14 protein-coding genes are annotated in these 15,869 nt (G+C 41.4%); 12 read left to right on the top strand and 2 right to left on the bottom strand.

The window, feature by feature from the left end:
• Positions 1–47 precede the first annotated feature (47 nt).
• Positions 48–986, bottom strand: a complete 939-nt coding sequence (locus V6C11_RS14885) for a magnesium transporter CorA family protein (protein ID WP_333531985.1) — start codon at positions 984–986, stop codon at positions 48–50.
• 94 nt (positions 987–1,080) lie between these two features.
• On the opposite strand from V6C11_RS14885, the gene V6C11_RS14880 reads away from it, so the two are divergent.
• The 12 genes from V6C11_RS14880 to V6C11_RS14825 all read left to right on the top strand — a co-directional run bounded on the left by V6C11_RS14880 (position 1,081) and on the right by V6C11_RS14825 (position 15,345).
• The gene (locus V6C11_RS14880; protein ID WP_333531984.1) at positions 1,081–1,551 is read left to right on the top strand and encodes a hypothetical protein; all 471 of its coding nucleotides are present in this window, start codon (positions 1,081–1,083) and stop codon (positions 1,549–1,551) included.
• Positions 1,552–1,724: 173 nt separating this feature from the next.
• The gene (locus tag V6C11_RS14875) at positions 1,725–4,967 is read left to right on the top strand and encodes a hybrid sensor histidine kinase/response regulator (RefSeq protein ID WP_333531983.1); all 3,243 of its coding nucleotides are present in this window, start codon (positions 1,725–1,727) and stop codon (positions 4,965–4,967) included.
• Entirely contained in the window at positions 4,957–5,166 is a 210-nt protein-coding gene (locus V6C11_RS14870) for a hypothetical protein (RefSeq protein WP_333531982.1), read from the top strand. The genes V6C11_RS14875 and V6C11_RS14870 overlap by 11 nt, the downstream gene beginning before the upstream one ends.
• Entirely contained in the window at positions 5,156–6,529 is a 1,374-nt protein-coding gene (locus tag V6C11_RS14865; RefSeq protein ID WP_333531981.1) for a sigma-54-dependent transcriptional regulator, read from the top strand. The genes V6C11_RS14870 and V6C11_RS14865 overlap by 11 nt, the downstream gene beginning before the upstream one ends.
• Before the next feature lie 150 nt (positions 6,530–6,679).
• Positions 6,680–6,895 carry a hypothetical protein gene (locus V6C11_RS14860; protein ID WP_333531980.1) on the top strand — a complete coding sequence of 72 codons (216 nt, stop codon included), beginning with the start codon at positions 6,680–6,682 and terminating at the stop codon, positions 6,893–6,895.
• Positions 6,896–7,058: 163 nt separating this feature from the next.
• Complete coding sequence (locus tag V6C11_RS14855) at positions 7,059–7,421, top strand: response regulator (protein ID WP_333531979.1); 363 nt, start codon at positions 7,059–7,061, stop codon at positions 7,419–7,421.
• A gap of 21 nt (positions 7,422–7,442) precedes the next feature.
• Positions 7,443–9,461, top strand: a complete 2,019-nt coding sequence (locus tag V6C11_RS14850) for a chemotaxis protein CheA (RefSeq protein ID WP_333531978.1) — start codon at positions 7,443–7,445, stop codon at positions 9,459–9,461.
• Positions 9,462–9,471: 10 nt separating this feature from the next.
• Entirely contained in the window at positions 9,472–9,951 is a 480-nt protein-coding gene (locus V6C11_RS14845; protein WP_333532055.1) for a chemotaxis protein CheW, read from the top strand.
• A gap of 41 nt (positions 9,952–9,992) precedes the next feature.
• Positions 9,993–12,353, top strand: a complete 2,361-nt coding sequence (locus V6C11_RS14840; RefSeq protein WP_333531977.1) for a HAMP domain-containing methyl-accepting chemotaxis protein — start codon at positions 9,993–9,995, stop codon at positions 12,351–12,353.
• A 54-nt stretch (positions 12,354–12,407) separates the two neighbouring features.
• A complete protein-coding gene (locus V6C11_RS14835) occupies positions 12,408–13,220 on the top strand; it encodes a CheR family methyltransferase (RefSeq protein ID WP_333531976.1) in 813 nt (270 codons plus the stop codon).
• A gap of 5 nt (positions 13,221–13,225) precedes the next feature.
• Complete coding sequence (locus V6C11_RS14830) at positions 13,226–14,248, top strand: protein-glutamate methylesterase/protein-glutamine glutaminase (protein WP_333531975.1); 1,023 nt, start codon at positions 13,226–13,228, stop codon at positions 14,246–14,248.
• Positions 14,249–14,307: 59 nt separating this feature from the next.
• Positions 14,308–15,345, top strand: a complete 1,038-nt coding sequence (locus tag V6C11_RS14825; protein WP_333531974.1) for an HD-GYP domain-containing protein — start codon at positions 14,308–14,310, stop codon at positions 15,343–15,345.
• Positions 15,346–15,402: 57 nt separating this feature from the next.
• Here V6C11_RS14825 and V6C11_RS14820 read toward each other — a convergent pair whose 3' ends face one another.
• Positions 15,403–15,858 (bottom strand): hypothetical protein, encoded by a 456-nt coding sequence (locus tag V6C11_RS14820; RefSeq protein ID WP_333531973.1) that lies wholly within the window; start codon positions 15,856–15,858, stop codon positions 15,403–15,405.
• Between the last annotated feature and the right edge of the window lie 11 nt (positions 15,859–15,869).

Genomic DNA, 15,869 nt, shown 5'->3' with positions numbered 1-15,869 from the left:
CAAACGAAACGTCCCTTGCCATTAATTCGCTTGATTTAATTTAGTTTTTATAAATATTTCTTTCTGGCAAAGATCAGTGCGATGATTAGTGAGAGGGTTAAGCAAAAAAGCATAACGGTGATAAAGGCATAGGGAGCATCCTGCAAGGGCAGGTCTACGTTCATGCCGTAAAAGCTGGCGATCATGGTGGGAACAGCTAGGATAATTGTAATGGAAGTTAAAAATTTCATGACAATGTTAACATTGTTGGAAATCACAGATGCAAAGGCATCCATCATACCGCTTAAGACATTACTATAAATATGGGCCATCTCAATAGCTTGTTTGTTTTCTATGATGGCATCTTCCAAAATCTCTTGATCATCCTCATACATTTTTAAGTAGTTGTTCCTTAACATCTTCTCCATAACCGCTTCATTGGCTTTTAAAGAAGCCGTAAAATACACTAAGCTTTTACTAAGACTTAAAAGGGAATAAAGTCCCTCATTACGCATGGACTGATGGAGTTCTTCCTCAATCCGATTGGTTTTTTGGTTAATCTGTCGCAAATATTTTAAGTAATAGGTAGCAATAACATAAAGTATTTGCAAGACAAACCGAGTTTTCTTAAAGGTGTAGAGATCCTTGACTCTTTTTTGGGCAAACTCTTCGATGATTTTATTTTCTCTTAATGTAATGGTAACAAAATAATTATTCGTTACAATAATGGTAAGGGGAATGGTATCATATAAGAGGGAATTGTTTTGTTGCCGTACCTCCACCGGGATATCTACGATGATCCAGATATAGTGATCTTCCCGCTCAATTCTGGGTGTTTCTGCTTCATCCAGAGCGTCCGAGATGAATTCATGTTCTATGTTTAACAGTGTGAGAACCTGGGCAATTTCTTCCTCCTGCGGATTTACCAGACTAATCCAGGTGCCAGCTTCGATGGCTTTCGTTTCTTCCAATGTACCATCCGGTCTAGACATATATGTTTTTAGCATGTAAATATCCCCCGATAAGATTTTACCTCCCCTATTATGCCCGGGGAAACCTTTTTGAATAAAAATTGTACTTTTTATATAAAGGAGAGAAAAAATGTTTTGTCAATTGGATCAAGTAAAACAAATTTTGGATACCGCAGCCGCTGTGAAAAATGTGCTGGGTGAGGAACAGACGGGTGAAGGGGTTTTCGCCCGTAAGGCATGCTCCATGCTGTATGGGTTACTCTTAATGAAGGATTATGATGTGTTTATTCAAGGCGGTACGATTCATTTGCAAGATCAAGAGTATCCTCACCAATGGATTGAAATGTATTTGGATGGGGTACCCTTCATTTTAGATATCTGCTTAGGAACGGTGGCAGGCTTAATTAAGGACAATCAGGAAGATATTTATTTTCTGCCAGAGGAAGATGCGGTCATGGAATATGGTTATCAGGTGCACCAGGAATATCCCTGGCTAAAAGGGGACTGTCAGCCGGAAACTTGGCAAAGGGTCATAGAACGATTAAAACTGCCAACCACCGTCGAGCAGTTGTTGGAGGAAATTGAGGAAAACAGTATCTAAAGAAAAGGAGTGTTTACCACAGGTAGGCACTCTTTTTATGCCGCGGCAGAAGGAAATACCTGACAAGGGGGCGTTTTCCTTTTTCTAAAAAATCTGATAATATAGTTATAGGAATAAAATGCCTATAGAGGTATATATTTTCCAAAATTAAATAAAATTGGGGGGTAATTTTGTTGGTTAATCCCCTTTTAATAGCAACTACCCTAGCCTCCCTCGTATTAGTTTTCGTGTACATCTACCTTTACATACAGGAGCGAGAAGAGTTTATCAAACTGTGGACGATCAGTTGGTGCATGTATCTTCTAAGAATCGCCATTGAATTTTTTGTGATTTATTCATCTGCTGCTATACTATTGTCGGCAATATATCAACTGGCCACCCTTTTCAGTGGCTTATTTCTATTACTGGGTGCCTATCGCTTTACCGGAAAAAAATTTAATAACTGCTGGTTGCATGTTAGCTTTCTATGTGTTTTTTTGATTTCTGTGGGTCTGCTAACCGGTCAAAGTCAATTTGCCATTTCCCTTCCCACCATGCTGTTAACCGGCTCGATGTTTATCTGGACCGGCTGGTTATTAAGTCAGTTTGATGAGTTAAAGGGTCTGGAGATAAAAGTAATTGTTACGACCTTTATATTACTTGGATTTCATCACTGGGATTTCCCCTTTCTTTACCCGCTGTCGTGGTTTACTAATTGGGGTTATTTGATTGGGTCAGGATTAAGGTTATTAATCTCTGTGGCATTGCTAATGCTGATTTATCAAAGGATCAAGAATCAGTTGACAGCAAATGAAAAACGTTTCCGGTTAGTGGCCCAGGCCGCAACTGCCGCAATCATTTCAGTTAACCCGGAGGGTAAAATAATTTTTTGGAATAAGTCTGCCGCTTGTCTCTTTGGTTATCAAAAGGAAGAAATAATAGGAGAAGCGTTGGATGTTCTCCTGCCGGAACAAGATTTTCCGGCATACCAAAAAATACTATCCCATGTTGTTTGGCAAAATGAGGCTGCTCCCGATGGGAAAAAAACCGTGGAGATGGTTGGCGTGCATAAAGACGGCAGAAGAATCCCACTGGAAATTTCTTTGTCTGCTTGGCAACAAGGAGGGGTCGTTTTTCTCACAGTTATTATACATGACATAACCGATCGCAAGCAGGCGGAACAAGCCCTCAAAAGGTACCAATTCCTCTTTGATAACGCCAATGACAATATTCTGGTGGTAAAACACGGTGATGGCAAAATAATCGACGCCAACCCTACGGCCCTTAAAACCTATGGTTACACCAAGCAGGAAATCATCGCAAAATCAATATTTGAACTGCGAGTGGAATCAAGGGATGTTGTTGTGGGACAGTTAAAAGAGGCTCAACAGCAGGGAGTGGTCTTTGAGGCCATGCATCGGCGCAAAGACGGGTCTACATTAACAGTGGAGGTAAGTTCACACGGAGTGGTAATCAACGGTGAAACTTTTTTATTTAGTATTATTCGTGATATTACAGAACGTAAGCAAGCGGAGGAAATTTTAAAAAAATACCAGACCATGTTTGAAAATGCCCGGGACAATATAATTTTTGCCCAGGTACCGGGTGGGCAGATCTTAGATGCTAATCGTGCCGCTGTTGAAAACTATGGCTATACCAGGGAAGAACTGCTGGCTAAAACACTCCATCAACTGAGGGCAGATAACGATGCAGCAACGGCAGATAAACACATTGAACAGGCTGACAAAAAGGGCATAAGATTTGCAACCATGCACCGCCGCAAGGATGGCAGTGTCTTTCCGGCAGAAATAAATTCACGGGGTGTTACAATTGGCCGCCAGCGTAATCTTGTTGTAATTATCAGGGACATCACGAAGCATAAGCTTGCGGAAGAGGCCTTAGCCAGGGAAAAGGAAAGGTTAGCAGTGACGCTGAGGTCAATCGGCGAAGGGGTTATTACCACCAATATCGAAGGTAGAATCGTTTTAATAAATAAGGTTGCGGAGAAACTTACCGGTTGGCCGCAAAGGGAAGCCATTGGGAGGCCGCTGGGACAAGTTTATCGAATAATTGACGAAAGAACCAGGGAGGTATGCCCGGACCCAGTGGAAAAGGTATTGCTGATGAGCAATTCAACCAACTCGGATAGCCACATTCTGATGGCCAGGGATGGCGCGGAAAGGGTAATAACGGACTGCGGCACACCGATAACTGACCGGAATAGCGAAATGATAGGGGTAGTGCTGGTTTTTCATGATATTACAGAAGAACGTAAAATGAGAGAAGAGCTGCTCAAGGCCAATAAGCTGGAGTCCCTGGGTATACTGGCAGGTGGCATTGCCCACGACTTTAATAATATTCTAACCTCTATCATTGGCAATGTATCCCTGCTCAAAGCCTATGGCAAATCGAACAGTGAAATAAGCCAAATACTATATGAATTTGAACAGGCCACCTGGCGGGCTAAGGGGTTAACCCAACAGTTATTAACCTTTGCCAAGGGTGGTGCGCCCATCAAAAAAAGTGCTTCGATCAAAGAAATAGTCAAGGAGACCGCAGACTTTGTCCTTAGAGGTGCCAAGGTTTCCTGCATCTATGCAATGCCTGACAACCTTTGGCCGGTGGAAGTAGATGAGGGGCAAATAAGCCAAGTAATTAACAATCTGGTGATTAATGCCATGCAGGCCATGACTAAGGGTGGTACCATTCGTATAAGTTGTGAAAATGTGCAGCATTTTAAAAAGCCGCCGGGGATACTGGAATGTGGAGATTATATTAAAATTGCCATCCAAGATCAAGGGTATGGCATACCCAGGCAAGACTACGAGAAACTATTTGATCCCTATTTTACAACCAAACCAAATGGAACGGGGTTGGGTCTAGCGATCAGCTACTCGATTATAAACCAGCACAACGGTTTAATGGAAGTTACATCTGAAATAGCCAGGGGCACTACCTTTACCATTTATTTACCTGCTTCAACTAGCCAAGTAGAAAGAAAAAATGACGCCATGGGTTTCCCTGTGCCTAGCGGCAAAATTCTGATCATGGACGACGAAAAATTAGTGCTGAGCGTGGCTGGTAAAATGCTTAAATACTTAGGTTACCAGGTGGATTATGCACATCACGGGGTGGAAGCCATCGAAAAATACAAAGCTGCCAAAGAAAATGGCAGTCCCTTTGTCGCTGTTATTATGGATTTAACCATACCGGGGGCGATGGGTGGCTTAGAGACGTTAAACCACCTGCTTCATTTTGACCCCGAAATTAATGCCATTGTTTCCAGTGGCTATTCCACAGACCCGATTATGTCGAATTATAAAAAATATGGCTTTAAGGCGGTTGTTACCAAACCTTACAGAATCGAGGAAATGGCAGAAGCTTTGCAAGGTGTTTTGTTAGATGATACCAAGGGGGTTACACATCATGCAGAGTAAATTTGAGGAAATAAAAACGAATATACACAAATTGAATAATTTACTTACTGTGATACAGGGAAATGCTGAGTTGATCAAGCTGGATCAGCAAAATCAGGAGGATGCGGCAGAAATATTAGATGCCTGTAAACAAATGGAAGAAGTGCTTAGGACCATCCGTCAAACTATCTCAAGGGCGGTGGATGTAAATGGAACTTAATATTTTGATTGTGGATGATGAAAAGCTCATACAAAACCTGTTTAAGAAAATACTTAAACAGAGTCCCTACCAAGTTGTTCTGGCGGGTGATATCAAAGCTGCCCTGGGGGAATTAGCAAAAAAACAGTTTAACCTGGCCCTGATCGATTTAATGTTACCGGATGGATCAGGACTGGAACTGTTAGAAAAAATTAAAAAAAGCCAACCAAATTGCAAATGTATCATTATGACTGGCTATGGCACACTGAATACGGCGGTTCATTCAATTCAACTGGGTGCCTATGATTATCTGGAAAAACCCTTTGGCTCAGTTGATGAACTTAGACAAATTGTCTCTGACGCAGTGGTCTTTGACCTGGACAAAGATGAGCAAATTCATCTCATTGAAGATTTGGCCTACCAAACTGGCCTTGTGGTTGGCCAAGGGCATGAGATGAGGCAATTAATCAAGACCGCCTATAAACTGGCCAGTAAGAACGTTAGTGTCTTAATTACCGGAGAAACTGGCACAGGGAAGGAGTTATTGGCCAGATTTATCCACAATGTAAGCGGCAGGAAGGATCAGGTATTTATACCAATCAATTGTGGGGCCTTTAGTGAAAACCTTTTGGAAAGTGAATTATTTGGCCACGAAAAGGGTGCTTTCACTGGTTCCAGTAGTACCAAAAAAGGCATCTTTGAGTTAGCTCATCGCGGTACTCTGCTTCTTGACGAACTGGCGGAAGCAAGCCCCGGCATTCAGGTTAAACTGCTCAGGGTTTTAGAAACGGGTGATTTTATGCGGGTGGGGGGTGAGGATTTAATTCATTGTGATGTAAGAATTATTGCAGCAACTAACGGGAATATTGAAGGGCTGGTAAGAAACAATCATTTTCGGGAGGACCTTTACTACCGTTTAAATGTGGCGCGCTTGGAATTACCTCCCCTGAGAAAAAGAACCGAAGACATACCTTATCTGGTTAGACATTTTTACAAGAAAATTACAGGCAATCATTATAAAAATATTTCTTTAAGCCATTTGGCTTTAGAGGTTTTTCAATCCTACCATTGGCCAGGTAACCTAAGGGAATTGTATAACATCATTCAACAAGTGCTTTTCACGGAGGTAAGTAATAAAATTGATTTAAAGCATTTGCCGAAGGAAATGCTCGGAAGTTATAATAAGCAGACTGACTCCCTTGGCAGGGTTGAAGAATCACCCCATATCCCCCCAAATAGTGGTGAGTTTATACCCAAGACCCTGGCAGAGGTTGAAAAAGAATATATCGAAAAGACCATGAGGCATTTTAACGGAAACATATCCCTTGCCGCAGAAGCCCTCGGGTTAAGTAGAGCGACATTATATCGCAAAATAAAACAATAATTGATAAAAAGTGTATTAGTATGCGATGGAAGGCCCTTAAAAAAGGAGCCTTCTTTTTTCTTTTTGATTAAAAAGTCTTGATTAACCTCAATCAAAGGTGCTGGTGAATATTGGCATAAAATATGCATATAAGTTTTGTGGGGTGAGGGCATGACAAAGTATAAAAAGATAGAGGAAACAATTATTATGCAACAACTACCTCAAATTCATGATTCCTTGACAGTTATTATTGGGAATTTACAATTACTGGCCGAGGGAAAAGATAATGAGGAAGGGAGACTGTATCGGGAGTTAATTAAAGAAGGGTATAAGATTAACCAAGCAATTGCAGTCCTTTTTCCACCGGGCGTAATATCCAAACGTTAGGCTGGCTCCATTGGTTGATTTAAAACAATCATAGCAAGGATTAATAGCATGACGGTTAATCTAAAAGAGTGCTCTCTAGGTTTAAGGTATAAAAACCGTAATATTTGATTCATGGTTAAAGAATTTTTTCAACCATCGTGTTTGGCAGAGGGGGTAAAAAACTATGGCAAAGATACTGATTGTAGACGATGCTATGTTTATGAGGAAGGCACTAAGAAATATGCTTGAAAGAAATGGTTTTGAGGTAGTTGACGAGGCTGAAAATGGCGCAATGGGAGTTGAAAAATACAAGAAATGCAGACCAGATCTGGTAACGATGGATATAACCATGCCTGAAATGACCGGCATTGATGCGCTTAAAGCCATTAAGGCCTATGATCCCCAGGCGAAGGTAATAATGGTGTCGGCAATGGGGCAGGAATCCTTTGTTAAGGAGGCTGTCCTGAGCGGTGCCAAAAGTTTTATCGTTAAACCATTTAAGGAAGAATTTATAATTAAGGCTTTTAATAAAATTCTTGCTACTTAAGCTGCCAAAGGGGCGATTGTCTTGACTGATAATTATGGAAACGAACCAATGGTGGAGCTGTTTGTTTTTGAGACCACAAAACTTTTAGAACAGCTTGAGCAATTAATACTAAGTACGGAAAAGTATAGCTGTTTCAGCCCAACAGCTGTTAATGATATCTTTAGAATTATGCATACAGTCAAAGGCTCAGCCTCCATGATGTTTTATGAAAACATCTCTTTAATTGCCCATTCAATGGAGGATCTTTTCTTTTTTATTCGTGAAAATAACCCCCAAAATATAGATTGCAGCAGTTTATATGATCTAATTTTTGAGGGTGCCGACTTTATTAAATTAGAAATTCAAAAGATAAAAAACAACGATAGTCCCGATGGGGACCCAACGACTATTTTGTCTGGGATTAAGGAACTACTTGGTGACTTGAAAGGGCAAAATGATGCTGAAAATTTTTATGCACAAAAATCTAACGAAGATCGGCAAAATGACATAGCCCAGAGCAAAGAAATAGATGCAAAGAAGAATAACCACTACCAAGCAGTGATTTTCTTTGAAAAGGGTTGTGAGATGGAACACATGAGGGCCTATGCTGTGATTCATAGTCTGAATGATATCGCCCAAGAAATGTGTTATACCCCTGAGGATACGGATAGTGACAGCAGTGCTGAAATAATAGGACGGGATGGCTTTAAGATCCTATTCAAAACAGAGTTGTCCCATGAAGATATTTACGATTTCTTGATGCAAACACCTTTTTTAAAAAGCCTTGAATTGGCAGCACTTGATCAGGTGGAGGAAATTTCTCATCCCAAAATATTGCAAAACCCAGCCCCTGTCGTAACCCATCAGCAAAGCATTATCAGTGTTCAAGTTGACAAATTGGACAAACTGATGGACTTAGTTGGCGAGCTTGTTATATCCGAAGCAATGGTAACCCAGCATCCGGAATTAAAAAATATAAGATTGCATCATTTTCAAAAGGCTGCTAGGCAACTTGGTAAAATAACCAGCGAGATTCAAGATATGGTTATGTCCATCCGAATGGTTCCCATCGCTGCTACTTTCCACAAGATGCATCGGATCCTAAGGGATATGTGTAAAAAACTTGATAAAGAGGTAGAACTGAAGATAATTGGTCAAGAAACGGAAGTGGATAAAAACATCATTGAGCACATTTCGGATCCCCTGATCCATCTGGTAAGGAATGCCATAGACCATGGCATAGAAACCCCTGCTGAAAGACAGGCCAAGGGTAAGCCCCCGAAGGCAACTGTAACCTTGGAGGCCAAAAACGCAGGCAGTGATGTTGTGATAACCGTGAAGGACGACGGCAAGGGTTTAAATAAGGAAAAGATCTTGCAAAGGGCCTTGGCAAATGGACTGGTTAACAAAAGCCTAAATGAAATGTCTGATCAAGAAATATATCATCTAATATTTCGGCCTGGTTTTTCAACCAAGGAAAATGTCACGGAGTTTTCCGGCCGAGGAGTTGGTATGGACGTGGTCATCAAAAACATTGAGTCAGTGGGCGGTTCTGTGGCCATAGCGAGTAAAAACGAACAAGGATCAACCATCACCCTAAAACTTCCACTCACACTAGCAATTATAGAGGGTATAAATATCAAGGTTGCCAACTCCCGTTTTACCATACCCACCACAAGTATCAAAGAATCCTTCCGACCAACAGAGAACGACCTGCTGCAAGACCCTGATGGCAATGAAATGATCATGGTGCGGGGGCAGTGCTACCCGATTTTAAGACTGCACCAGTTGTATAAGATAAAGACCGAGGCCACCAACATTACAGAAGGTATCATGATCATGGTTGAAAATGACTCCCATGGCTGCTGTATCTTTGCCGATGAACTTCTGGGAGAGCAGCAGGTGGTAGTGAAGGCACTGCCCGCCTATATTAAAAGAATAAAAAAGATTAAGGGTTTGGCAGGCTGTACCCTTTTAGGGGATGGCAGTGTGAGTTTGATCTTGGATATAGGGGGCTTGGTTAAAACAAATCAATTGATGGTAGGTGGAAAAAGTGTCTAACAATCTAGCGATGCTTGTGGAGGAGCAAGGGGAGGATACGCAAAGGGATAAATTCCTTACTTTCACAATTGGCAATGAGTATTTTGGTATAGAAATAAAATATGTCAAGGAAATCATTGGCATTCAGGTTATCACGGAGGTACCCGAATTGCCCCAATATATCCGCGGCATTATTAATCTTAGGGGCAATATTATCCCGGTGATGGATGTGCGGCTAAGGTTTAAAAAGCCCTTTAGAGAGTATAATGACCGGACTTGTGTAATTGTTGTAGCTATTTGGGATGTGTCAGTGGGGCTCATCGTGGATAGTGTGTCAGAGGTGCTTGCTATTCCAGAGAGCGAGATTGTACCTCCCCCTGATGCCAGCACGGGATTCAGCAATAAATATATCAAGGGCATTGGTAAGGTGGGAAATGGGGTAAAACTAATTTTAAATTGCGATAAATTACTGGGGCAAGATGAGGTAGAGTTATTCGCTCATACCAATTAGTTCGTCTAAAAGCGAAGAAATTTGCTGGGGGGTAAGCCTATATGAAGTGGTACTATAACTTAAAAATTTCCGTCAAGCTGCTGATCGGGTTTATTATCGTTGCTCTGATGGCTGGCATAGTGGGGATGGTGGGAGTAACCAATATTCGTTCGGTAAATACCAACTATATCGATCTATATAATAATTATGGGGTACCCCTAAGCTATGCAGGTGACGCTGGCATGGATTTTATTCGTGTACGGGCCAGCCTCAGGGATATAGTCTTGGATAGGGGGAGTCATAATAGACAGCAGTATGTAGATCAAATAAGGGAATATAATCAAAAAATTGACGTTAATTTAGCAAAGTATGAAAAAACAATCCAAACGGATGACGCCCGCAAAGAATTTGAAAATACGAGAAAGTTATTTGAAAAATTCGAACCGATGCAGGAAAGGATAATTAGCCTGGCCTTAGCCAACCAAGAAGAGCAAGCCTTGGTATATATGAGGGGAGAACCAGGTCAGGTTGCCCAGGAAATTGATCAGTCAATTACTATTTTGCACAGCTCAAAGATAACGGTAGGTAAACAAAGGGCTGATGAATTAAGTGCACTAACCAGTAAAACTGTCGCAACGACGATTATTGTGTTGGTTCTTGCCATTGTTCTGGCCATAGCTTTAGGGATATTTATTTCTCGGCTAATCAGCAAGCCCATTAAAAAAATGGTTGAGGCGGCGGACAAGCTGGCAGTGGGAGACATTCATGTTAAGGTGGAGGCTAGAACCAAGGATGAAATAGGAACCCTAATGCAGTCCTTTGGCAAAATGGTGGAAAATATTCGTGAACAAGCCTTAGTGGCAGAAAAAATTGCTGCGGGTGATTTAACCGTACAGGTAAAACCAAAATCAGAGAATGATATTTTAAATAAAAGGTTTGCTGAAATGCTTGACACCATACGGAATTTGGTCAGTCAAATTAATGATGCTTATCAAAAACAAAGGCTTGGTGAACTGGATGCTTTGATTTCAATTGAGCAATTTAATGGGGCTTTTAAGGAAGTGGCAGAGGGCGTTAATGAAGGGTATAAATTGCATATAGGCAATATATTAAAAATACTGGACATCCTATCTTCCTATGCCGAAGGGGATTTTTCAAAGGTACTCGAGAGACTGCCAGGAAAACAAGCACTGGCCAATGAAAAAATGGATCTGCTTAGAAATAATTTAATGAGCCTGATTGAAGAAATGGTAAAACTATCGGAAACGGCGATAGAAGGTCAGCTTAGCAGCAGGGGTGATTTAACAAAATTTTATGGGGATTATCGTAAGATAGTAGAAGGTGTCAATAAGACCTTGGATGAGGTGATAAAACCGATTACCGAGACCGCTGCTATTTTGGAGCAAATGGCCCAGGGTAATTTTCAAGTTAGTGTTACAGGTAATTACAAAGGTGATTATACCGTTATTAAGGATGCAGTTAATAATTTAATAAATTCATTCAACGAAGTACTGGGCAATATTAATTCATCTGCCGAACAGGTCGCGGCCGGTGCCGGGCAGGTATCCGAATCCAGCATGGCCCTCTCCCAGGGTGCCGCTGAACAGGCCAGTTCCGTCGAACAGCTTACTGCATCCCTGGAGGAGATTTCCAGCCAGACCAATCAAAATGCTGAAAATGCCAACCAGGCGAATCAACTGGCTGATACTGCACGACTCAATGCCATGCAGGGGAATGAACAAATGCAGCAGATGCAAAAGGCCATGGTCGAAATTAACGATGCCTCTGGCAATATCTCGAAGATTATTAAAGTCATTGACGAAATTGCTTTCCAAACCAATATTCTTGCCCTTAATGCTGCGGTGGAGGCTGCCAGGGCAGGACAACATGGCAAAGGCTTTGCTGTGGTGGCTGAAGAAGTGCGGAATCTGGCAGCCAGAAGTGCCAATGCCGCCAAGGAAACCACGGAGATGATTGAGGGTTCCATCAAAAAAGTAGAGGATGGCACGAGGATTGCCAATGCAACTGCCACTGCCTTAAACAATATTGTTGGGGATATTTCCAAAGTAGCGAATCTGGTGAACGATATCGCGGTGGCCTCCGGTGAACAGGCAACGGGTATTTCCCAGGTAAATCAGGGAGTTATCCAGGTGTCCCAGGTAGTGCAAACGAACTCGGCCACCTCTGAAGAAAGTGCCGCTGCCAGTGAGGAATTATCCAGTCAGGCTCAGGTATTAAAGGAAATGGTTAGCCGGTTTAAATTAAGAAAAAGCAGTTCTTCCTGGAACAAATTAGAAGAATTAAGTCCGGAGGTATTAAGGCTTCTGGAGAGTCTCCAGGAAAAGAAGGTTGCTGCCGCCAGTGAAAGCAATGAGCCAAAGTTAAAGATTGCTTTAAGCGACAGTGAATTTGGTAAGTATTAAAATTTAAATTGGAGAGGGCCACTGGCTCTCTCCAACATCAGGGTGGGGTAGGCGTTGGTACCGATTACCGACAAGGAATTTCAGATATTTTCTTCTTATATAAAAAGCAATTATGGAATTAGTTTAAAAGATGAAAAACGAACCCTTTTAACAGGCAGGCTGCATCAGGTGCTGGCCCAGCATAAACTTAACAACTTTACCGAGTACTTTGACTATGTGGTATCGGATCAGACCGGGGCTGCTGCACTTACCTTAGTTGATAAAATTACCACCAACCATACTTTTTTTATGAGGGAAATTGACCACTTTAACTATTTTAAAAACACCGTACTTCCCTACCTAGCCAGTCATGTTGGGGAAAGGGACTTAAGAATATGGAGTGCGGGATGCTCCAGTGGTGAGGAACCTTATACCCTGGCCATGATTATGGGGGACTTTTTTGTCAATAAGAAATTGTGGTGGGATACGAAAATCCTAGCCACGGATATTTCTAGCAAGGTGCTTAATACAGCCATAAAAGGTGAATATGCCAATGCACGATTAACATTACTGCCGGATCACTGGAAGAAAAATTACTTTAGGCAAGTTAACAGCGAAAAAAGTGCTTTGATCAAAAAAATTAAGGATGAAGTTATCTATAGAAAGTTTAATTTAATGGAATCCTTTCCCTTTAAAAAGAAATTCCATGTGATTTTCTGTCGTAATGTGATGATTTACTTTGATCATAAAACCAAAAATGAACTGGTAAAAAAATTTTATGATTTCACAGAAAAGGGTGGCTATCTCTTTATCGGACAATCAGAAGCCTTAAACCGCCAGGAGATTAAGTATAAGTATGTAATGCCTGCTGTCTACCGAAAGGAATAGCTGCTATGAACATGAACAAAAGGGTCAAAGTGTTGGTTGTAGATGACAGTCTGATATTCAGGGAGGTATTGGCCCAAAGAATCTCCTCTGACCCTCTGCTCCAGGTTGTGGCCACGGCGGGTGACCCCTTTGAGGCCCGGGATAAGATTATCGAGCACAGGCCCGATGTGATGACCTGTGATATTGAAATGCCCCGCATGAACGGCATTGAGTTTATCCAAAGACTTCTCCCCCAATATCCCTTACCAGTGGTGGTGGTGAGCAGTATCAGCAATGCAGTTTTTAGGGCCTTAAATGCTGGGGCAGTGGATTTCGTAACCAAACCAGATGTAAAATCAGCGGGAAGTGTCAAGGCATTTTTAGAGGAGGTAATTTTAAAAATTAAAATCGCCTCCCAGGCTAAGGTGAAATCAGGGAACGAAAATACCTTAACGGCTCAGGTTTCCCAAACTAGTTCGGATAGCAAAGGAAAAATCATTGCTATAGGGGCATCTACCGGGGGCATAGAAGCGATATTTAACTTACTGCAAGGGCTTTCTAAAAATGGTCCCGGCATTGTGGTTGTACAGCACATACCCCCGGTTTTTTCTAAGATGTTTGCGGAAAGGCTAAATCAAACCACGCCTTTTGAAGTGAAAGAAGCCCAGACCGATGACTATGTTGAAAAGGGACGTGTCCTTATTGCCCCGGGAGACAAGCATATGAGGATAAAAAAGGTGGGGCTAAGCTATCGCGTAGAATGTTTCTCCGAAGATAAAGTGAACGGGCACTGCCCCTCTGTGGATGTGTTATTTTCCTCTGTGGCTAAGGAGGCTGGTAGTAACGCCATTGGTGTCATCCTAACGGGTATGGGTTATGACGGTGCCAAAGGGCTTTTGGCCATGAGGCGGCGGGGGGCCAGAACCATAGGACAGGATGAAAAAACAGCGGTTGTCTATGGTATGCCAAAGGTGGCTTATGATGTGGGTGCAGTGGAAAAACAAGCGGCTATTAATGAGATCCCCTTTGTAATTTCTAGGATGCTATAGCCCACCCGCTTAAGGAGGCGTATTGCCCCTTGGATAGGGCATATTACGGAGTTAATGAGGTGAAGTCAGTGAAAATGATTAAAAAGCTGATAACCCAATGTGAAGAAGGGGACGTTTTGGCAGAGGATATCTATGGCCCCTACGGTATTCCACTGGTGATAAAAAACACGGAAATGAACCTTTATCTAATTAATAGGCTAATGAGGAATGGTATTTATAACTTATGGGTCTATGCCTATGATGAAGAACATTCACAAGCCTATCAGAGATTTGATAAAAATTATAAGAAGACCATTTTACTTGTCAAGGGATTAATTAATGACCTTGCGGTAGGAAAGAGACTGGAATTTGATCAAGTTTTGCAAGCCACCGAACAAATTGTATTTAGTACCAAAGACAATAAGCTCATTTTACAATACCTAAGTGATCTTCGTAAAACCGATGAATATACCTTCACCCATTGTATAACTACTGCCTTTTATTCCATGTTAATTGGCAAATGGCTAAATCTGGGGGAAGATGAGATTTGGAAAATAATTCAGGCGGGACTCTTACATGATATCGGTAAAACCCAAATACCTTTGGAAATTCTTAATAAAAAAGAAAAGCTGACGCCGGAGGAATTTGAAATAGTAAAGAATCATGCCATTCTTGGTTATGAATTGGTTAAGGAAATCAATGAAATTGATCCAGATGTTAAAAGGGCGGTATTGTTACACCACGAGAGAATAGATGCCTCGGGATATCCATTCCAGTATGGTGCGGATCGTATTGGTTTATACGCTAAAATTGTTGGTGTAGCAGATGTTTATGATGCAATGACATCCGATCGGGTCTATAAAAAAAGAGCGACCCCCTTTGAAGCCTTTGAAATGTTTAAACAAATCGGTGTGAGTATTTTTGATACCAAAATACTCAAGGTTTTCTTGAGTAATTTAGCAATTTACTACACTGGAACAAAGATTATTTTAAATACGGGTGAGATTGGTGAAATTGTCTATATTCCACCCCAGGACATATTAAACCCAGTTATTCGAGTGGCCTCGAAAATTTACGACAGCTCGAAAGATACCGTAAAGGTATTAAGTCTGATATAAAAAAAGGCTTCAATCCTTTTCCATAACAAAGGAGTTTGCTTTGCGAAACTCCTTTTTCTAACGGCCGATGAATTTGGTTTTGTAGTCCCAAAGAACGATAAAGTTAAGTATCAGAACCTGAGGTACCCTGGCTAAGAACCAAACAATGTGAGGGTGGGTTGCGGGATAGTTATCTACCAGAAGAATGGTAACACTGGGTATGGTAATTAGTAATACAATTGAGGTCAAAGTCGTTGTAATAATCACCCTGCAATTAAATACCCGGGTGAAGGCAAAAACGAGAAAAATATTAATCAATAAATTGATAAAAATTGCCTCTAGAAAATCAATAACAAAGCTGCTTTGCACCCAATCTTTGACTACTATTTTTGCCACTACGATAGTTAAGAGAAGTTTTGTGGTATATTTAATATCTGAAAAGTAGAATACAAACAAAAATACCGAGAGGGATTGCAGCACCATAAAGGTATAGCGTAGAGACCAAGGTATTTCTGCAAAGAAGATATCAGTCAAAACCGACCCCC

It is taken from the genome of Desulfotomaculum sp. 1211_IL3151 (assembly GCF_036763075.1).
GTDB lineage: Bacteria > Bacillota > Desulfotomaculia > Desulfotomaculales > Desulfotomaculaceae > Desulfotomaculum.
This window is presented reverse-complemented; position numbering and strand designations above follow the sequence as displayed.